General features: G+C 38.5%; 19 protein-coding genes and 1 pseudogene. 10 read left to right on the top strand and 10 right to left on the bottom strand.

Translation table 11 applies throughout. The features are described from left to right. Window positions 1-145 precede the first annotated feature (145 nt). The 4 genes and pseudogenes from H4J59_RS18255 to H4J59_RS18245 form a co-directional block, all read right to left on the bottom strand. Window positions 146-388 (bottom strand): hypothetical protein, encoded by a 243-nt coding sequence (locus H4J59_RS18255; protein ID WP_182241400.1) that lies wholly within the window; start codon window positions 386-388, stop codon window positions 146-148. Beyond that, window positions 315-506, bottom strand: a complete 192-nt coding sequence (locus H4J59_RS19905; protein WP_404852038.1) for a winged helix-turn-helix domain-containing protein — start codon at window positions 504-506, stop codon at window positions 315-317. The genes H4J59_RS18255 and H4J59_RS19905 overlap by 74 nt, the downstream gene beginning before the upstream one ends. Continuing rightward, window positions 504-584: pseudogene (locus H4J59_RS19900) on the bottom strand (hypothetical protein); the annotation flags it as partial. The gene H4J59_RS19905 and the pseudogene H4J59_RS19900, both read right to left, overlap by 3 nt. 44 nt (window positions 585-628) lie before the next feature. After that, on the bottom strand, window positions 629-826 hold the full coding sequence (locus H4J59_RS18245; RefSeq protein ID WP_182241399.1) for a helix-turn-helix domain-containing protein: 198 nt from the start codon (window positions 824-826) through the stop codon (window positions 629-631). Window positions 827-1307: 481 nt separating this feature from the next. On the opposite strand from H4J59_RS18245, the gene H4J59_RS18240 reads away from it, so the two are divergent. The 3 genes from H4J59_RS18240 to H4J59_RS19895 all read left to right on the top strand — a co-directional run bounded on the left by H4J59_RS18240 (window position 1308) and on the right by H4J59_RS19895 (window position 6043). Further along, window positions 1308-1916 (top strand): PEP-CTERM sorting domain-containing protein, encoded by a 609-nt coding sequence (locus H4J59_RS18240; protein WP_182241398.1) that lies wholly within the window; start codon window positions 1308-1310, stop codon window positions 1914-1916. A 646-nt stretch (window positions 1917-2562) separates the two neighbouring features. Then, window positions 2563-5712 (top strand): S8 family serine peptidase, encoded by a 3150-nt coding sequence (locus tag H4J59_RS18235; RefSeq protein WP_182241397.1) that lies wholly within the window; start codon window positions 2563-2565, stop codon window positions 5710-5712. 166 nt (window positions 5713-5878) lie between these two features. After that, window positions 5879-6043, top strand: a complete 165-nt coding sequence (locus H4J59_RS19895) for a hypothetical protein (RefSeq protein WP_404852037.1) — start codon at window positions 5879-5881, stop codon at window positions 6041-6043. A gap of 81 nt (window positions 6044-6124) precedes the next feature. Here H4J59_RS19895 and H4J59_RS18225 read toward each other — a convergent pair whose 3' ends face one another. The 4 genes from H4J59_RS18225 to H4J59_RS18210 form a co-directional block, all read right to left on the bottom strand. Further along, window positions 6125-7024: a TIGR01777 family oxidoreductase gene (locus H4J59_RS18225; RefSeq protein ID WP_310733222.1), complete on the bottom strand. Its 900-nt coding sequence runs from the start codon at window positions 7022-7024 to the stop codon at window positions 6125-6127. Between the two features lie 254 nt (window positions 7025-7278). After that, window positions 7279-7470 (bottom strand): hypothetical protein, encoded by a 192-nt coding sequence (locus tag H4J59_RS18220; RefSeq protein ID WP_182241396.1) that lies wholly within the window; start codon window positions 7468-7470, stop codon window positions 7279-7281. A gap of 174 nt (window positions 7471-7644) precedes the next feature. Beyond that, window positions 7645-8784 carry an anhydro-N-acetylmuramic acid kinase gene (locus H4J59_RS18215; RefSeq protein WP_182241395.1) on the bottom strand — a complete coding sequence of 380 codons (1140 nt, stop codon included), beginning with the start codon at window positions 8782-8784 and terminating at the stop codon, window positions 7645-7647. 1 nt (window position 8785) lies between these two features. Further along, window positions 8786-10183, bottom strand: coding sequence for a peptidoglycan DD-metalloendopeptidase family protein (locus H4J59_RS18210; protein ID WP_259369594.1), 1398 nt, complete (start codon window positions 10181-10183; stop codon window positions 8786-8788). Between the two features lie 193 nt (window positions 10184-10376). Here H4J59_RS18210 and tyrS point away from each other — a divergent pair, with 193 nt between their 5' ends. From tyrS to H4J59_RS18185, 5 genes are all read left to right on the top strand, one after another. Continuing rightward, window positions 10377-11576, top strand: coding sequence for a tyrosine--tRNA ligase (tyrS, locus tag H4J59_RS18205; RefSeq protein ID WP_182241394.1), 1200 nt, complete (start codon window positions 10377-10379; stop codon window positions 11574-11576). 288 nt (window positions 11577-11864) lie between these two features. Continuing rightward, on the top strand, window positions 11865-12458 hold the full coding sequence (locus tag H4J59_RS18200) for a DUF4136 domain-containing protein (RefSeq protein WP_182241393.1): 594 nt from the start codon (window positions 11865-11867) through the stop codon (window positions 12456-12458). Next, window positions 12455-12907 (top strand): hypothetical protein, encoded by a 453-nt coding sequence (locus H4J59_RS18195; RefSeq protein ID WP_182241392.1) that lies wholly within the window; start codon window positions 12455-12457, stop codon window positions 12905-12907. The genes H4J59_RS18200 and H4J59_RS18195 overlap by 4 nt, the downstream gene beginning before the upstream one ends. Before the next feature lie 194 nt (window positions 12908-13101). Continuing rightward, window positions 13102-13425 carry a ribonuclease E inhibitor RraB gene (locus tag H4J59_RS18190; protein WP_182135924.1) on the top strand — a complete coding sequence of 108 codons (324 nt, stop codon included), beginning with the start codon at window positions 13102-13104 and terminating at the stop codon, window positions 13423-13425. A gap of 286 nt (window positions 13426-13711) precedes the next feature. Further along, window positions 13712-13993: a hypothetical protein gene (locus H4J59_RS18185; protein ID WP_182241391.1), complete on the top strand. Its 282-nt coding sequence runs from the start codon at window positions 13712-13714 to the stop codon at window positions 13991-13993. Window positions 13994-14938: 945 nt separating this feature from the next. Here the strand turns inward: H4J59_RS18185 and H4J59_RS18180 are convergent. Then, a complete protein-coding gene (locus H4J59_RS18180; protein ID WP_182241390.1) occupies window positions 14939-16939 on the bottom strand; it encodes a GGDEF domain-containing protein in 2001 nt (666 codons plus the stop codon). A gap of 368 nt (window positions 16940-17307) precedes the next feature. Then, window positions 17308-17979, bottom strand: coding sequence for a tRNA (adenine(22)-N(1))-methyltransferase TrmK (locus tag H4J59_RS18175; protein ID WP_182241389.1), 672 nt, complete (start codon window positions 17977-17979; stop codon window positions 17308-17310). A gap of 531 nt (window positions 17980-18510) precedes the next feature. Here H4J59_RS18175 and H4J59_RS18170 point away from each other — a divergent pair. Both H4J59_RS18170 and H4J59_RS18165 read left to right on the top strand, forming a co-directional pair. After that, a complete protein-coding gene (locus H4J59_RS18170; protein WP_182241388.1) occupies window positions 18511-18768 on the top strand; it encodes a hypothetical protein in 258 nt (85 codons plus the stop codon). Between the two features lie 135 nt (window positions 18769-18903). Further along, entirely contained in the window at window positions 18904-19377 is a 474-nt protein-coding gene (locus H4J59_RS18165; RefSeq protein ID WP_182241387.1) for a Dps family protein, read from the top strand. Window positions 19378-19479 lie beyond the last annotated feature (102 nt).

Genomic DNA, 19479 nt, shown 5'->3' with positions numbered 1-19479 from the left:
GATAAATTATTAAACTTCTTGGTTAAGTGGGCTTGATGCCAAGCGGCACCATCCACCACTATAACGGCGTGTCGTCCCTTTGGAACTTTTTGGGATATCAATGCTAAGTGCTTTTCCATTACATCTATATTCATCAATGGAGCGATTAGTGCTCGGTATCTCCTGTTGCCGTGCAAACCGCACCAAAAAGATAAGCATACTCAAACTGCTGTTGCTTAACCGCTCTCGGCCTCGTTCCTTTTGTTGCCCAGAGTCTTGTCGTTGTATTCTGCTGGGCAAAGCGTGCTTCATCTTGAAACCACACATCTACATTTTTAAAGCTGACATTCCACGGGATCGTACGGATCATTTCCATTTCGAATTTTTTTAAAAGCTTCTTGTACTTCATCTGATTGCTTAGGGTGCCTTGACCGACTCGTTATCCATGAGAAGCCTAGGTGATGTAAAAGCCGATAAATATTATCAATTGAATAGTCGACTTGAAATTCTTGCGTAATATAAGCCACAAGTGTTTGTGCTTTGAGTTTTCCGCCTTTGGGCTTAATACTATTATCATGAATGTACTGGCTTAACTGAGAGAGCTGTTGTTTATTTAGATTACAAGGTCGTCCAGAGCGAGGTTTTTCTTTTAAACCATCAAGACCTTTTCATAAAACCTTTTAACCCAGTCATTAACAATACGTCGACTAATATGTAAATTTCGTGCTGTCTGTGTGTTATTAGCGCCATCTTTGATATGAGAAAGCGCCATCAAACGAACTCGCATTCGCCCATTAGTTTCTTTTGCTATAAGGGATTTAAAATCAATGGATTCAAGTGTGATCATAACGACTGATACCAATGTATGAAAAATAAAACCCATTAGATCACAAATTTAATCAAAATGGTGTTAGACCACTTATTAATAGCTGTCGAAGCCCGAAGCACCGCGCTGTTGGTGGCTTATGGCGCTGTATATCGTGACCATGAAGACTGTCAACTCTAATAGGGAGTTGTAAATTTTCGGGTGACTACGAACTATTAGGAGATGTTAGTCATTAACTACTTTAATAGACGAGTTAGAATTATTTTGTATGTAAATGCATAATATTGATTAAATTTGACGTGTTAAGCTTGCTTTTCGATGTCAAAATATTTTACATGTTTTCTATAAAAAACTATTATTTTTTTTAAGATTTTGAAATTAAAAGAAAATAAATTTTGGCCTGCTAATTGCCTAAGAGCAGTGGTCCAAGGTTCACATCATTAATGTGGTCATAATGTATAGCAAATAAACGGAATCGTTTAAAAAATAAAAAGGGTAACTTATGAAGTATTTTAAAAATTTTTTACTAACAGCATGTTTTGTCACCACCACTATGGGAGTGTCTTTATCAGCTAATGCAGCTTTAATACCGGTGGGTATAAGTGAAGCATTGGTTACGCAAGAAATATATGTAGACATGGACTTTGCTGATGCTAATCCTTTTGGAATTGTTGGGGGGGGTAATCAGCTGATTGGTTCAATTACTTATGACGCCTTGCTAGCAGACGAATTTGGTGACCTAGACCTTGGATCTACAATACTAGATTTATCTATAGGTACACTTTCATTGACATTAGCCGACGGTTTCGATTCTGGATTTGGCGAGCTTATCGCCGGACTTGATACAGCCAATCCATTTGCAGGTTTGGATTTTTTTGATGAATCCTTTGACTTGTTTGGCCCTTTATCTGACTTTATTTTGACCGTATCTATGGGTCCATTATCAGGCCAATTCTTAGAGCTTTACGACGCCACTAACGATTTTACTTTAGCTTTTGGAGAGATTCGCCTAGGTGATGCTAGTGTACAATCTGTTTCTGAACCTTCTACTCTAATACTAATGCTTTTAAGTGTTGGCCTCTTAGTTCGCAGAAAAATAGCCATTAAGTAAAAACATGTATTAGATTTAATAGTGGATAAAAACCTAGCTTTGACTGGGTTTTTTTATATCTAATATGTTATTTTTGTCGGGTTTCTTTACAGCTTACTAAGGGTATGACTTTTCTTCTATATGGCTTGTTTGTGGTCCAGGTTTACATTAGCAAATCTGCAATTCGTCATATAAACTTATCCAACAAATCACACTTAAAAGCATATCTAGTTGTCTGCAAAATACTTTCTAATATGCTTGAACACCTACGATTGTTATTAAATGACTACACACCAAGGTATTTATTTATCAGCATTACGATGTCTAGCTAATGTTATAAAAAAACGATGAATTAAATAATCGGGACAATGCTAGTATCCACAAGAACCAAAAGTATGATTAAAAATCAAACAATAAAGTATCATATTTTTTTACACTTCATTGTTTGCTAATTAAATAAAAATAAAATAACTTTTAATATCAATGGTTTATTTTTTGGTGTGTTTATTGCATAGACGTTTCGTTAGTTCTGCAACTCAATAAATATAATTTAGATTGCAGATAATTTAGGTAATTATAGCTTGTGAACCAATTCAAAGAAGTTTGGTAATCATTTTCTATATTAGGGCAATAATATCAACTAAATTATTATATAAAGGAATATTTTATGTTACGTAAACAGCTCACAGTACTCGGTGCCGGGTGCTTTATGGCGATGTCTTTGCATAGTGCCTCCGCATTAGCAGATTCACAACGCAGTCTTCTAACGTTGGATGCATCTAGCTCAGAAACGGCTTCATCTAAAACTCAATATATAGTGCAACTGAAAGGTGCTCCCGCTGCCAATCACAGCAGCGACAATTCTATTCCTGATAGATTTGATAGCGTTCTCAATAACATCAAATACGATGCAAATTCTGCGGCGTCTATTGCTTATCGTAAAAAATTGGTGAATAAACAAAATCAAGTTATGAAAAGTATTGGCGTAAGCAATGCTGTTTATACTTATGAGCATTCATTCAATGGTTTCGCCGCAACATTAACAACAAGCCAATTTGAAAAATTGAAAAACAATCCAGATGTGTTAAACATTTGGCCTGATGAATTACTTCAAATGGATACCGCTAACACTCCTAATTTTTTAGGTTTAACAGCACCAGGGGGATTACACACACTTGGCACCAAAGGTGAAGACATCATCATTGGTGTAGTTGATTCAGGTATTTGGCCTGAAAACCCAAGTATTCAAGATGATATGCCTGGGAATACGTTCGGTCCTATTTCCGATACACGTCCTGATTGGAATGGTACTTGTGATACGGGTACTGATGAGACTTTTTCGTGTAACAACAAATTAATTGGCGCACGATACTTTAATGAAGGCTTTGTAGTAAACAGCACGTTATTGCCTGGTGAATTTGACTCTCCTCGTGATGCAGATGGTCATGGCACACATACATTAACTACCGCTGGTGGTAATGAAGGTGTGACTGCGACTTTGCAAGGTATTGTAGTGGGCACCGTTTCGGGTATTGCACCTCGCGCTCGTGTTGCCGCCTATAAAGTATGTTGGAATGGCAGTGCCGCAGGGAATAGTGGTTGTAGCACAACGGATTCAGTTGCCGCTATCGACGCTGCAGTTGCTGACGGCGTTGATGTCATCAACTTCTCAATTAGTGGTAGCCGCACCGATATGACTGACCCAGTTCACGTAGCATTTTTTAATGCTTCACGTGGTGGTGTATTTAATGCGCTTTCTGCTGGTAACTCTGGCCCTGATGAGCAAACTGTTGCACATAATGTGCCTTGGGTAACAACTGTAGGTGCCTCTACTTATGATGGCGAAGCTGCATTAGTAGGCAGTAAACTTGAAGTTTCATATGAAGGCATTAGTGAAGATGTGTTTTCGCTTCCAGGCGCTATTACAGTAGCAATTCCAGCTGGAGGTTTATCAGGTGAACTAGTTAACACTGATCCTGCAATAATGTGTGATGAAGACTCTGGTAGCTTTACCGGTAACAACCCGATCTTGAACCCTGAAGCAATCGACGGAAAAATCGCGTTTATCTCTCGTGGTGGATGTGGTTTTTCGGAAAAAATACTTTATGCTCAAGATGCTGGTGCAATAGGCGTTGTAGTTTACTCAACGGGTACTGCTATCGTTATGGGCGGTGATGCAACTGGGATCATGGTTCCTGGTGTCATGATTTCACTAGATGATGGTGTTCGTCTCGCTCAGATTGTTGATGAAATGGAAGTGACCGTTACTTTGACTAACGACGGTATTGCCGATTCATCTACACAAATTGGTAATCAAATGGCCAATTTCTCGTCACGTGGTGAAAGTTTGGCTACTGCAGATATCCTAAAGCCTGATATTACCGCACCTGGTGTGCAAATTTTGGCTGGTACCTCTGGTGCTCAAGTTGACTCAGGTACTACCGGTGAAAGTTATGCTTTCCTAAGCGGAACGTCTATGTCTTCGCCACATATTGCTGGTATGGCTGCTTTGATTATTGGAGCCCAACCTACTTTCTCACCTGCGGCAGTTAAATCTGCGTTGATGACAAGTGCATACCAAGCAGGTATGACCAAAGAAGATGGCAGCACACCAGCTGACCCATTCGACTTCGGTGCCGGCCATGCAGCACCCAATTCAGCTATTGCCCCTGGCTTGATTTATGACGCTACGTTTAACGATTACTACGCTTTCTTGTGTGGAGCAGGTGATGCTGATTTTGTTGAAGCTGATTACTTTCCTGGTGCTTGTGGTGCTCTTGAAGGTGCTGGTTTTCCGCTTGAACCTAGTGATCTTAATCTAGCATCTATTGCAATTGAATCCCTAGCCGAGACACAGACCGTCAGACGTTTTGTCAACAACGTCAGTGATTCAGTTGCATTCACAGCGACAGTTGAGGCACCTACAGGTGTTGACGTTGTAGTTACTGTCTTTGATATGAATACAAGCACTTTTGTAGATTCAAATACTATGGGCTTTAATGATGATGGATTGGGTATCTACGAGCTCACTTTTTCTAAGAATGATTCAGCCGTGCTGGACGAGTGGGTATTTGGTTCAATTACTTGGTCTGATGGTGCACATAACGTACGAAGCCCAATTGTATTGAAACCAACGTTACCACCTTTACTCGTTGTTCCTGAAGCCTTAAGCATCGAAACTGCAGGCTCCTCAGCAAGAATTACCATTCCTGCTGAAGTTGCTTACAACGGTCGTTTCTTTGCTCAAGGCATCGGCCTTGCACAGTCTGATGTTTCGGTTAGCGAAGTGGCGCAGGATGCTGATAGCACTTTTGTATTTAATGAACCTGGTTTAGGTTTCTATTTTGTGAATGTGCCTCAGGGTACACGTATTGCTAAATTTGGACTATTTGGTACAGATCAAGACAGCCCAGCAGTAGACTTAGACTTGTATGTTTATGCTTGTCCACAGTTCAGTTGTGCACAAGTGGGGTCTAGTCAAAATGGTGGTTCTGATGAATCAGTTCTGTTGGTTGACCCACTTCCACTTGCTAATTTAGGCAACAACGATATATATGTTGTCTTTGTTCATGGTTGGAGCTTGGATGGCGCTGACAGTGTGTTTGCACCATTGAATGTTTGGTTGGTTGATAAAGCTGGAAGGTCACAAAATATGTCTGTTAGAGCTTCTTCACGTGCACGAGCTGGGCGTACTAACCGCGTTTATGTTAGCCTGTCGGAACTTGTGTCGGGTGAAGACTATCTTGGCGGTGTCGTCTATAAAGATCAAAACGGTCAAGAAAATGGTCTAACTGTAATCGAAGTTAAAGCACAGTAATTATAAATTGATAGATAAAAGGCCCGCATTGAGCGTAATGCGGGCTTTAATATTGGAAGTACTATAAGTATTAGTTCTTTTCAAATTATATCCAAATAAGTATCCGCAGACATTATTTGATAAACGCTAGGCGTTCCCACCTAACAATGACGCAACAAACACTGTAATCAGTGATAAAGCGTTAAAAGACTATCAATTATTAGATGAAAACGAGATTCAAGTAATGACCTTGCACAAATCTAAGGGTTTAAAATTTGAAATTTTTTCAATTTGGATTTGTACGACTGGCTTCATCCCAAAAGGCAATTCATTCAGGGATGTTATGATGTGATTTATGACAACTGGCGATAATATCAAGACACTTACTGCGTGGAAAAATTTGCTTTTGATCTACACCCCAGTTTAGGTCACTCTATGGCTTAACTAAGAGTTGTTTTAGTGCTACCTCTAATGACGGGTATTGAAACTTAAAGTTATTATTGAGTAGCTTGCTCGGTAAAACGTTTTGGCCATATAAGACTAAATCTGCTGACTCGCCCATTAATGCACGTAATACAAAAGCTGGAACTCTAAACAGACACGGGCGCTTGAGTACAGCACTTAAGGTTTCTGAAAACTCTTGATTACTGACCGGGATAGGCGCTGTAGCATTAATAATACCCGTGAGTGAAGTTTGGTAGACTGCCGCTAACAAAACAGCAACCATGTCATCAATATGTATCCATGACATAAATTGCTCACCGCTAGCAATAGGTCCACCAAGGCCAAATTTGAATGGCAGTAACATTTTTTGCAACGCACCAGCGTTTTCAGCCAAGACAATACCGGTTCTTATAATACAAACGCGGGTTTTATCTGACGCAGCAGTTTGGGCTATTGCTTCCCACTTTTGGCAAACTTTGTGGCTAAACTCATCATGTATCTCTTGGTAGCTCTCATCTATCGGCAATGTGCCTTGGCGGCCATAAAAGCCGATAGCACTGCCGGAAATTAAACTATGTGGCGGATTAGTCGCTGCTTGTATTTTTTCAACTAAGTTTTGGGTTATTTTCCAGCGACTTTGGCAAATAGTATTTTTTTGTGCATTTGACCATCTTTTGTCAACAATGGCTTCACCGGCTAAATTAATAACCACATCAAGTTCATTAAAGTCAATTTCGTCAAGTGTACTGATAAATTCAATATGATCAGGCAGTATGTTAGCGGTTTTTGCAGGATTACGGGTTAAAACAATAATGCGTTCGGCATTCAGGTGCTGGACCAGTGCTCGACCTATCAGGCCGCTACCTCCGGTAATAAGAATATTCATCATTGCTCCTTGAGTTAACGCTTATCTAAATAAGTTACTTCCCACTTAGACATATTAGTTTTATACATTAGTTCTTTATAATAGTTATACCAAAAACTTTAGTTTATGGATCACTGCATAACGATATAGGTTAGTAATAAACTATGTCAGCACAGTGTGTTAGCAGTGTAACACAGGCAATAAAAAAGCTCCCACAGGAGCTAATTTATCATTAGGTTTATCACTAGGTTTATCACTAGGTAAGTAAAGTAAAAAATTTAGTAGTAGATATCTTCTTTGTTGTGCGCTTGAGGATCTTCAATAATCTCTTCAAAGTCAACGGCAAAACTGTTGTTGTGATCGGTATTTGCCATATAAATAGTACGGGTTGAACCATCAATCCAAGTCACCGTGCCGCTACCTTTTTTACTACCGCATTTCATGCCAATATGTATGTCTGTAAATTCCACTGTCTTTTCTCCTCGTTTGTTGTCAAACATCGAACTGTGCATTCGATTAAGCAAACGCTACAACTTAATTAGAATATATATCGTCAAAATAGTTCAAATATTCCACAATAAGCGTGCTTTTTTTCGACAGGAACGAGTTATTATAAAGAGAAAAATATTCATATCTAGTTATTTTTAAGGCTTAACACTGATACCTAAGACAGCCGGCTTGTTAGCCCCTGTTACCGCGGGAATGTTACCAAAAATATTTTTATCAAATGCCAAGGCTAGCCAAGCAAATGCCATAGCCTCTAATGAATCACTATTGATATTTTTGGTTTGAGTATTGACTACTAAATGATTGTTAAGCTTTTGATTTAATAATGAAACTAAGTAGTTATTTTCAATGCCGCCACCACAAATGTATACGTCAGACTTCGTACTTAATTGGTTGATTTCTTGTGCGATCGTTTTGGCGGTTAATGCGGTTAATGTTGCTTGAATATCGGCAGGTGTTAATCGGCTTTGGTCGGTAAATTTTGCTAACCATTGAGCATTAAAATACTCTCTTCCAGTACTTTTAGGGGCAGCTTGCGAGAAGTAGGGTTCACTTAACATCGCTTGCAGTAATTTATGGCAGACTTGACCTGAATTGGCCCACTGGCCTTTAGCGTCATAGCGTCCTGACTGGTGCAGTTCAAACCAATAATCCATTAAGGCATTGCCTGGACCGGTATCAAAACCCGTGGTTTTATGGGGAGAATTTTTTGGTAGAAAGGTAATATTAGCAATACCACCAATATTGACCACAAAAACGTCTTTTTCAGTTGAGCCAAAAATAGCTTGGTGAAAAGCAGGTACTAATGGCGCTCCTTGGCCACCTAGAGCAATATCTTTGGTTCTAAAATCACCAACCACACGAATGCCGGTCAATAACGCTAAGGTTTGTAAACAGCCTATTTGCAGGGTAAAAGGTGTTGTTATCTGTGAGGTTTTCACTGGGCGGTGTCGAATAGTTTGCCCATGACAACCGATAGCGGTGATATTTGCTGAAGAGAGTTTTTCTTGCTGTAAAAATTTTATAATGGCTTGAGAAAATTGCTGAGCTAATTCGATATTCAGGCTACCAGCGCGATCAATTTCATTAGCGCTAGCGTTATATAAGCTCATTATTTTTTGTTGAGTGTTGTTATCGTAAGCCTGATAATAGCTTGCAAGTAAACTTGCACCATTGGCTTGTTGTGGTTGATCTTCATCAAATTCGACTAGCGCGAGATCAATGCCATCGGCGCTAGTGCCTGACATTAGGCCAATATATCGCATTTTATTGCTCATATTATTCCGCGCTTGACTGCATACTGAGCATTATACGTCGTGAACCCATCAGCTCTGCTAGTCGCTGTTTCGCTATCACGTCAAATGCTTGTCGATATTTACTACTAATAGGTTCAGCGTCTGGCAGCTTCACGGTTCTAGGATTGCGATGTACACCATTAAGTAAAAATTCATAATGTAAATGTGGTCCTGCTGCTAAGCCGGTAGAGCCGACATAACCAATGACCTGTCCTTGTTTGACGCGTTCGCCTTTCTTAACGGCCCGTTTTGAAAAGTGAATATATTTGGTTTCAATGCCGTTGCCATGCTGTAGAAATACGTGGTGGCCATTATACTTGTCGTAACCCGCTTGTACGACTTTACCATCACCTGCGGCAACAACCGGTGTACCTGTTTTAGCCGCATAGTCGGTTCCACGGTGAGCTTTCCAACGTTTTTGTACTGGATGGAAACGTTTGAGTTTAAAATTAGAACTAATATATTTAAAGCTTACCGGCGCCCGCAAAAACGCTTTGCGCATACTTCTGCCTTCTGGAGAGTAATACACACCGTTAGTGTAGCGAATAGCTTGAAAAGTCTCACCTTGATTAATAAACTCTGCCGCTACTATGTTGCCAGTGCCAATAAACTCACCTTCAACATATTGGTTTTCATAAACAACATTAAAGCTATCGCCTTCACGAATATCCAAAGCAAAATCAATATCCCAGCCGAAAACATTTGCTAAGTTGATAATCTGACCATCATTTAGACCCGCAGAGGCAGCAGCAAGCCAAAAATTTGCTTTAATCACGCCATGGGCAATAGCTTCACGTATCTCAACACTTTTGCTCTCTTTATAGGCGTGATATTGCTGATTTTGTAAATTAACGAATAAGGTCTCATTTTTTGATAATGGATACTCAAGTGATACTAAGTTACCTTCACCGTCTTTACCTATGCGCATGATGTCGTCAACACTGAGTTTTTTCAGCAATTTACTACCTTCACCTTCGGCGGTGATCACTTTGTAAGTGGTGGTGGCATCTAAGCTATTGCGTTTAAATATTTTTGCTAGCGAGTCGCCATTTTTTACCTTGACTGATTGCCACTGCAATTGTGCCGCGTCTTCTTCAATATTACTCGGCAGATCCCTGATAGGCTCTTGTGTAATTTGTAACGCGTCGATGGGTTGAACGGGTAATTGAAGACTAACGGGCGGATCAACATAACCTGTCTGCTCGGGTATAGCGACTTGATAGCGCTGGCCCACTTTAAATTCGACATCGTTACTCAACGTTGCTTGATCACTGTGCTTTAACGGCATAATTAATAAAAATAACACTACAACAGCACATGCAGTAATAATTATTTGATGCTGCTTTGGCAGGGCAAAATATAAATTTTTTATATTTTTCAAAAAGATAAGGCCTATAAATTGAGTTTTAATGCGACAACTGTTTTTTATTATAACAAAATAATATCGTGCTAAACAATGATAGGGTTTTCACCACGGTTAAAATTACAGTAGAATTCGACAATTAATTAATTTATTTGTTATATACCCGCACCTTGAAGTAGAAAGTATATATACACCCCTGTGGAGCCTAGTAATGTCAGATGTAAGCCAAGCGTTTGCAGAAATAAAACGCGGTGCAGAAGAAATTCTGCTAGAAGATGAATTGTTGGCCAAGTTAAAGCTAGGAAAACCGTTAAAAATTAAGGCTGGTTTTGATCCAACAGCACCAGATTTACATTTGGGTCATACCGTATTGATAAATAAGTTACGGCAGTTTCAGCAGTTAGGTCATGAGGTTATTTTCTTAATTGGTGACTTTACTGGCATGATTGGTGATCCCACCGGTAAAAATGTTACGCGCAAGGCATTAACGAAAGAAGATGTTTTAGCAAACGCTGAAACCTATAAAGAACAAGTGTTTAAAATTCTAGACCCAGCGAAAACCACGGTTGCCTTTAACTCAACGTGGATGGAAAAACTTGGCGCCGCAGGTATGTTAAAGCTAGCTTCACGCCAAACCGTTGCGCGTATGATGGAACGCGACGATTTTAAAAAACGTTATAACGGCGGCCAAGCCATTGCCATTCATGAGTTTATGTATCCTTTAGTGCAAGGTTGGGACTCAGTTGCTTTAGAGGCTGATGTTGAATTAGGTGGTACCGACCAGAAATTTAATTTATTAATGGGCCGTGAACTGCAAAAGGCAGAAGGGCAACGTCCACAAACTGTGCTTATGATGCCGTTACTTGAAGGCTTAGACGGCGTACAAAAAATGTCTAAGTCATTAAATAATTATATTGGTATTACTGACGCACCGAATGATATGTTTGGTAAAATCATGTCGATTTCTGATGATTTAATGTGGCGTTACTATGAGCTACTTAGCTTTAAACCGATTGATGTGATTAATGGTTATAAAGAAAATATTGCCGCAGGCTCTAATCCTCGTGATGTGAAAATTGACTTAGCTAAAGAGCTAATTGAGCGTTTTCATGACAAGGCAGCAGCTGAAGCGGCTCATCAAGAATTTATTAACCGCTTTCAAAAAGGTGCTGTGCCTGACGACATATCAGAGATAGACGTGATGGCCCAAAATGGTGAAATTGCCATTACTAACTTGTTAAAAGAAGCAGGTTTAGTCGCCAGTACCTCTGAAGCTATGCGCATGATAAAGCAAGGTGCGGCGAAAATTGAAGGCGAGAAAGTTGTCGACAATAAGCTGATGATCAGCCTTGGCTCAACGGCAATATACCAAGTCGGTAAACGTAAATTTGCTAAGGTTACAGTTAAGTAAGCCTTATAAAAATAGCTTGTTGTTAAGAATCCAGTAGCTGTTACTGGTTTTTTATCTACAGCAAGTACTTACATCCATGTAGGTCATGTCAAGTTCACATAGTCGTTTCTAGCCATCTCGATAATGGCTCCTGCATTACCCTTATGGCTACATCCTTTTAAGAACAGGGCCTTACGAGATTAACATCTCCATGTATGTCGGTGTGAAAGGGTAGCGATATCATAGGAAAAGTTGTAATTTACAACTAGCTTGGTAATCTAGGGGGATTATTTATTGTTTGAAGCTAACATGACAAATATTAGATTACTTAGCTGCTTGGCGTTAATAATCAACTTGGTTGCTTGTTCATCTATGAACAGTGCTACCACGTCATTTCGTGATGGCTTTGATTTTTCGGCCGTTGAAAGCTATAGCACTTATGGTCGTAACTCCGCCTTTGGTGATTTACAAAACCTCAACGACACTATCCGCAACACCATTGAACTGGCTATTGAACAGGGCTTTAACGAAAATGGCTTACGTTATAAAACTTTTATCAAGGCCGATATACTTATTGCGTATCATGTGATTGATAACAATTTTGCCGAACTTAAAAAATATGATCAGCAGGTAAAATATTGTGGTTATTGTTTAAGAGCAGGCAAAAACACGCGCCTAGAGTTAGAAAAAAAGCTAGAGCCCGGTAGTTTGATCATCGATATTATCGACCCAGAAAATCAACGTTCAGTCTGGCGCAGTATCTATCCGTTAGGTTTTAAACCTCAAGATAATAGCCGTGAAATGCAGGAAAAAATTAGTCAAGCGGTTGATAGCATGTTGCGCGATTATCCTCGTGGCAAAAATATAAGCCAAATTGTTAACTTAAAGGAGCAGCTTACATGACGATTAAGTGGCTAGTTATTACATTATTTACCTTGACCTGTTTTATGGTCATTCTACTCGGTTTGGGCTATTTTCTGTCGGAAAATGAAAAAGCCACCATGCCACCTAAGTACCCATTGGCGCAACAGACTCAGCTACAGCAAAAAAAACCGCTTTTACGTCAGAGTATTACCGATGTGGCCAAACCAGAAACTGACGCTAACATTATGACTAAATTTGAAAACACATTGATCAACAACTTAACTTGCATAACGTTAGCACAGTGCCAAGTCGTTACCGTTAAATTCAAGAATATTGACTGCAAGTTAGCCAGTAATGTTATAGGAGCATCACAACTTAAAAAAATAGCCACGCAGCGTATTACGATGAACACTTGTCCAACGGTAAATCCGCAGAGCCAACTTGCTTGTCAGCAAAATATTTGCACGCTAGTGAATACACTTAATTAGTGTTAATTATCATCTCACCCGTCGCTTAAAAGACTATTTAAGCGGCGTTAATTATTTTTGCTAGCGCAATGTTTATACAGCCAGCGCTAAAAATAATTGTCTTGCCCAAATAGCTTTTAATTATCAGCCAAACGAGCATCTTAGATGGGTTTGGGTATATAATAAGGTATTGTTTTTAATAAATTGTATCTGATATGACCTTCCCCGACGATGAAACAGGCCAAGTATTAACTGAAATGCAAGCGGCTGGCATTAACTTAAATGAAATGCACCCAGTAGTATTTTTCCACTTATTTGAAAAAGAAATACAAGCGCAAGCTATGATCGAGCATTTAGCGGAAAAAGCGCCAGACATGGTGGTAACGCTAGAACCCGACGAGTTGCCCAATGTGTGGGATTTAAACTGCACAGTCACCATGACACCAAGTTATGACGCTATTGTCGCGCAAGAAGCTGAGTTTGAGCTGCTAGCAACAAAATTTGAAGGCTTCAACGATGGCTGGGGTATTGAGGCTTAATGACTTAATTTGACTTGAGTTAACCTAGCTTGAGTTAACTTACTTGAGTTAATATAGCTTAGCTCGAGCTAATTTAGCCTAGGTTGAAAATAACGGTTCGACCAAAGATTTCGTTGATATATTACTGTTGATAAAAGTGTGTATATTAACGGTTTCTAAATAACTAATACTATGAGATGTTAATATTAGTTAAGTAAGCAATATGGTGCTGATTTTACTAATACTTATCCATATGTAGTGCTATAGGCACAAGGATACAGCGCTATTGGCGCAGGGAGTTTAAACAATGTTCAATAAATTAATACCATTATCGCTGCTCGTTTTCTTAACAGCATGCGGCGCAACTCAACCACCCCCGTACCAAAAAGATAGAAACCCTGAAGACAGAGATCAATACAGCGGCGCTGAAGGGCTAACCCAGCAACAAAAAGATCAAACTTATTTAATGAATAAAGTACTATCTGAGCAATGCACTGCAGCTAAAATAGATTTGGCGATCGCAGTAACCGACAAAAATGCTAGTGAAATTAAACAACAAAATGTGCTCATTAGCCGTACCTGCATATAAGTAAATTAATAGGCCGGATAAGTGTGGGCTGTGTTAACTGAGTGGCGTAAAATCACCCAAGGTATTGCTCTTATTTCAACGTGTTGTATTGTTCTTTTATTTTGGGTGATTTGGTTAATCATCCGCTCAGTCAAAGGCATTAAAGCGCTGGATGCGGAAATCGCTTTAGAAAACCCAAAGAGTTTATTTTTTAAAAAATCGATAAGTTACCTAAACAGTAAATGATGCTTAGTCATCGATTTGCGAAGACTATAGCTAAGTATTATTTTTCGCTTAGCAAAGCGGTTAGTAAAAATACCACTTTTGACATTTGTTATTATGATCAAAAAATATGAGGACATATTTTGAAAAAATTAGCTTTACTTTTACCACTCATATCTCTTCATTGTTTCGCCGCAGAAACCAAGCAAGATAAGACTGTAACGGTGAGATAATTGAGTATAAAAAGTTGAGTATAAAAAGTTGAGTATAAAAAGACTAAAATATGTGTGGGTTATGACTATCGTGTTAGAGAGTGGCTAATAACCAATGTAAAACTAGCAATAATAATCAACAGTAATAATAGAACCAAAAGCAATTAAAATAATAAAGTAAGCAGGCAAGGATATTGAGTGATTTGTGACTAAAAAATCAACTTCAATATCTCTAGTTAATTGAAAATCATTAGCCGTTTTATTAGCATTATTTTACTAGTGACAGCAAAAAAATTCTTTATGCTTATGACCAGAAAATAACTCATCTGTTTAATTGATACGCTTAATGAACACTCTATTTCAGGCGGCGTTCGCCGGACCTTTTTCTGCCGTAAAGATTAACTCAGTGATAAAATTTTGGAGCGCATGCATGCTTAGGTGTGTTCAGTATTTTGTCGCGCAGCAAAGAAAAATTTGTCATTTGGTTTTCAATTTTTCGATTTTTCAAGCTGTAAAAATTAAAAATTAAAAATTAAAAATTTCCAAAAACCATCACTTTATTCCGTCCTCTTTTCTTTGCCTCATACATTGCCTTATCCGCGCACTCCATCAACAGAGCTTGCTCTGTTGCATGCTGAGGATAAATTGCCACACCAATACTTGAGGAAATATTCATCACCTCATCATTATCCATGACAAAATAATTTTCCAAAGTTATTCGTATTTTATTGGCTACATCCTCTGTGTACTGATAAATAGCAGGGATAATCACTACAAACTCATCTCCACCTAAACGTCCAACGGTGTCGGTAGCGCGCAAACAAGCTTGAATACGGTTGGCTACTTCGATTAACAACCAATCACCAACATGATGGCCATAGCTATCATTTATTTGTTTAAAGCCGTCTAAATCAATAAAAAGAATAGCCATACTTTTTTCATTGCGATCAGCAAAGGCTAGCGCTTGCTTTAATCTATCATTGATCAAACGACGATTAGGAAGCTGGGTTAATTGATCATATGAGGCTTGCTTATCAAGATGTATTTGCAGGTTTTTTTGCTCAGTAATGTCATAATTTACGCCAACAATCCGAATCGCTCTACCGGCATGGTCAAAAGAGGTTTTTGATACCGCTTTAATATAATGAACTGAGCTGTCCGGCCACAAAATACGAAATTCTAGGTTATATTCTCGCTCACTTCTAAGGGCCGCCTGTATTTCACCGTTAACATATGTTTGGTCGTCTATATGTATTCTGGAAAACCATGCCTGTTGTAAATCTTCAACATTTGACTTGTCTATATCATATAATCTGTACATGACAGAGTCCCAATGCAAAATATTATTTTTAACATCCCAATCATAAATCCCAACAATCCCAGCTGAAGCGCCTGCTTTTAATCGGTCGATCAATACTTTTAATGCTGCGCTTGTCTCGCGCTCTTTTTTACTGCTACGGGCAATATTTAGCAGTACAAACAGTAAAAATACCGATAAAATTGTGCCAGTAAAGCCGATTAATGTCGCCAAGTTGTTTTTAACTATGCTATCAAAAACCTCGGTACTACGAAAGTGTAAGGTCCAATTTCGGCCTGGAAACTCAATGGTTTCAACAACAGAAAAACGCGGTGTAAATGCTTTTATATCAGCATTAGATAAAGGGTCTGGCTTAATTTGGGGGCTGTAAAGGAGATCTTCTACCGCTTGTGAATCTCCATCATATATTGAAAAATTTATTTGGTGATTTTTAGCACTTAAGAGAATGCCTTTAATCAAATTATCCATGCGAAATGGGCTGTATACATAACCGACGAGTTCTTTTTGGCGCTGGGTTATGTTTTCAATGGCTGCTTCATTTCGATATAAAGGGAGATACATGAGAAATCCATTCTGCAGATCATGGCCACTCTCTTGAACCAGCTTAACCTTAGCGGAAAATGCGGCAACGCCACTGTCGCGAGCAGTGTCCATAGCAATATGACGAGACTTTTCCGAGTACATATCGTAGCCAAAGGCGCGCTGATTTCTAGCTGTGAATGGCTCAAGATAGAGAATGCTACTGTATTGTTCACGCAGACCTGCTGGAAAAACATTAAATTCATTAAAGCCTTCTAGCCTCAGAGCATTGACAAATAAGTCTTTTTCTTTTGGCTTCAACATAACAGCATAACCAATACCTTGAATGCCAGGCCAATGTTTATCAACTTCCAAATTGGTGACATAATCATGAAATTCTTGACGAGTAACATGAGTACTTGATTTAAATAATCCTATACCGCCACGCAGAACTTGCTCATAGCCTTGCATGCGTTGTTCGATCGCTTGAAGGGTTTGTTCGACCTCAAAGGTGAATAAATCTTGAGTATGACGTTGATGAGATTTGTTAGTAATCGACCAAGCAATAAAAGTAATAAACAGAGTTAATAAAAATATCAGCCAAGGGGAGTAAGTACCTCGAAAAAAGGCCAACAAATTTTTTCTATTTGGCGCTTTGTCAGCATTATTTTCTGTGTCGGTAAATTTACTTGCCATTAAAGTCTTCCACTAATTTTTTCAAAAATGTGTACGATTAACTTTGAAAAATAATTTTATCATAAATTGAAATTGACAATATTAAAAGAATAAAGCGGATATATTAACTATACAACAGCTTTTATTTTGTGGGACTTAACCTTATGTACCTGACTGTTAAAACAGGTCTGTGAAAAAAAGGGTGGTTTTGAAAGTGTTAGGTATTAGTTTTATGCTGTATTTATAGACGCTATATCTATAGGGTCAGAGTGAAGGGTTTTCATATAAACAAGCTTAGTTCAACAACCATGCAAGCTATGATGCACAGGAGAAATGACTATTAGTTTTTTCTACTGTATTCAAGCTGTTAAAGCACTAAAACAGGGACGTTAGGTTTTGCTATTATAAGCACTAATGATATTGACAATATCTACTGTGCTTCCTTGTTGAACTCGCTTGTAGTGCTTGAGTGTTTTATCTAAATACTGTTTAACGACACTTGCTTGTTCAGCGCTAACTGATTGCCAAATGTCATGTCCTACAGGGCTAATTTCTTTATCAGTATCGCTTGATGATGAAACCAAGATCACTTCATAGTAGCGGCCATTATCTTTAACTAACACTTCATTTTTTAAACTGAACTTTAGCGTGATTAATTTTTCACGTAGTGCAAATTGTTGGTTGACGGGGCAGAGCAAAAAATCAATGTTCATGTCGGAATGTTTTTGCTGAATATCATCGATGAATTGCATCATTAAGTCACCGCCAATACCCGCAATAATGACTAAGTGTTTGCCTTGGTATTCTTGCAAGGGTAACTTGGCAACATCAAGACAATGTGTTTTCCATGCTGAAACCGAATGTGGGAAAAACTTTTGTAGCTTACTTTCTATTAGTGTTATTAGCTCAGGCACTATATCAACAAAATGTATATTTTGGGCTGCTTGTCGAGACAATAAGCTTGCCCCTAAAAAGCCGTGATCACAGCAGCAATCCCAAATGTGGGTATAATCTGCTGTTACCATTTGCTCAATATGCTGTAATCTTTTACTGAGTTTCAATTAAATAGCCTGTATGACAATTGTAAATGATCGCATTGTAATGGTTTTATTGCTTTTTGCGAAGTTGAAAAAACAACTAAAATTAACTCAGTCATCGACAATTAATTGAGCAATATCCAGGGTTATACTATTCTTATTAAACCAGTCAAGTTAGCCGTTTTTTTGATAACTACCGCCAGTAAATAGGTAGTAGATTAAACTTTAGCGCTTACTATCACTGTATTAATTTTACGCTGGCCATACCTTTATTTGTACTTAAAACAAACTCAGTAGCACAATTTTCAACAGCGTTATTATGGGAATAAAAATAAGTGCTAAGCCTTGAAATAACCTGTCGTTATTGATGTCTGCTTTTAATACAAAGGCTTGCTGCGGTATCTAAAGCAATAAAACCTATGTTATCGTTATTGTCGATAGCATAGGTTTTTAGTTGTTTAATCGACGAATGACCGCGCTGGTTTTTAACTAAGCCACAAGCTTTTAAGTTAGCCTTGTAAGGGATTTCTGTCTATATTTTAAGTAGTTTTGAGCATGAATAAAACTATTGCGCTAATCGGTAGTTCGAGACGGGATGACAATACGGGGAAATTAATTGATCTAATTGCGCGCCAATTAGGTATTGAGGTTATAGATTTAGCGTTAAAGAATATTTCACCTGCAGATACATTTGAATATTTAGCTATACACTATGGTGGTTTTGTCCACTTGGACTACAAAAATAGCTTTGATTTATTATTGGCTGAAAAGGCGGTTAAAAATATCGTTAATAAGCTAAACCAAACCGTATAAATAGCACAATGTAATTTACTCAAGCGGGCGCTAAACAGCTGGCTAGTGGCCGTTTTTAGCAATTATAGCCAGCTATATTTCGCCGTTTAGTCGGCGTAGGTATGATTTTCATAATGTTCAACATGAGGAAATAAAATGACAGATATAGATATTGGTATAAATAAAGAAAATAGAACAGAAATATCAGATGGTTTAAAGCAGCTTTTAGCAGATTCTTACACGCTATATTTACAAACACATAACTTTCATTGGAATGTCACTGGCTTACAATTTCGTGAGTTACATTTAATGTTTGAAGAACATTACACAGAATTGGCCATTGCTGTCGATGATATTGCTGAACGTATTAGAACACTGGATGTGCCAGCACCTGGTACTTATAAAGAGTTTGCAAAACTCAGCTCTGTTAAAGAAGTAGATGGAGTGCCAAGCTCAGCTGAGATGGTTGAATTGCTCACTAAAGGACACGAGCAAGTGATTAAAACTTGCCGTAAAGTCTTAAAAATTGCCCAAGGTGTTGATGATGAATCAACGGCCTCACTAGTTTCTGACCGTATGCGTATACATGAAAAGACAGCTTGGATGCTAAGAGCGACTACCAAAGCATAACCCATAATACATAACTCATAATAATAGGTGTCGCACAGTCGACACCTATTCGACTTCTTACCAGCCCAACACTCTTTTTTGTATAGTTAATAATGCCATGTT

The sequence above is a fragment of the Colwellia sp. MB02u-10 genome (assembly GCF_014077185.1).
Classification (GTDB): domain Bacteria; phylum Pseudomonadota; class Gammaproteobacteria; order Enterobacterales; family Alteromonadaceae; genus Cognaticolwellia.
The sequence above is the reverse complement of the archived record's forward strand: the minus strand, read 5'-3'. Positions and strand labels throughout refer to the sequence as shown.

Coding starts and splice junctions, on each gene's coding strand:
- H4J59_RS18255 (WP_182241400.1), bottom strand. CDS start 388: ATGAAGTACAAGAAGCTTTTAAAAAAATTCGAAATGGAAATGATCCGT.
- H4J59_RS18245 (WP_182241399.1), bottom strand. CDS start 826: ATGATCACACTTGAATCCATTGATTTTAAATCCCTTATAGCAAAAGAA.
- H4J59_RS18240 (WP_182241398.1), top strand. CDS start 1,308: ATGAAGTATTTTAAAAATTTTTTACTAACAGCATGTTTTGTCACCACC.
- H4J59_RS18235 (WP_182241397.1), top strand. CDS start 2,563: ATGTTACGTAAACAGCTCACAGTACTCGGTGCCGGGTGCTTTATGGCG.
- H4J59_RS18225 (WP_310733222.1), bottom strand. CDS start 7,024: ATGATGAATATTCTTATTACCGGAGGTAGCGGCCTGATAGGTCGAGCA.
- H4J59_RS18215 (WP_182241395.1), bottom strand. CDS start 8,784: ATGAGCAATAAAATGCGATATATTGGCCTAATGTCAGGCACTAGCGCC.
- tyrS (WP_182241394.1), top strand. CDS start 10,377: ATGTCAGATGTAAGCCAAGCGTTTGCAGAAATAAAACGCGGTGCAGAA.
- H4J59_RS18200 (WP_182241393.1), top strand. CDS start 11,865: ATGACAAATATTAGATTACTTAGCTGCTTGGCGTTAATAATCAACTTG.
- H4J59_RS18195 (WP_182241392.1), top strand. CDS start 12,455: ATGACGATTAAGTGGCTAGTTATTACATTATTTACCTTGACCTGTTTT.
- H4J59_RS18190 (WP_182135924.1), top strand. CDS start 13,102: ATGACCTTCCCCGACGATGAAACAGGCCAAGTATTAACTGAAATGCAA.
- H4J59_RS18185 (WP_182241391.1), top strand. CDS start 13,712: ATGTTCAATAAATTAATACCATTATCGCTGCTCGTTTTCTTAACAGCA.
- H4J59_RS18180 (WP_182241390.1), bottom strand. CDS start 16,939: ATGGCAAGTAAATTTACCGACACAGAAAATAATGCTGACAAAGCGCCA.
- H4J59_RS18170 (WP_182241388.1), top strand. CDS start 18,511: ATGAATAAAACTATTGCGCTAATCGGTAGTTCGAGACGGGATGACAAT.
- H4J59_RS18165 (WP_182241387.1), top strand. CDS start 18,904: ATGACAGATATAGATATTGGTATAAATAAAGAAAATAGAACAGAAATA.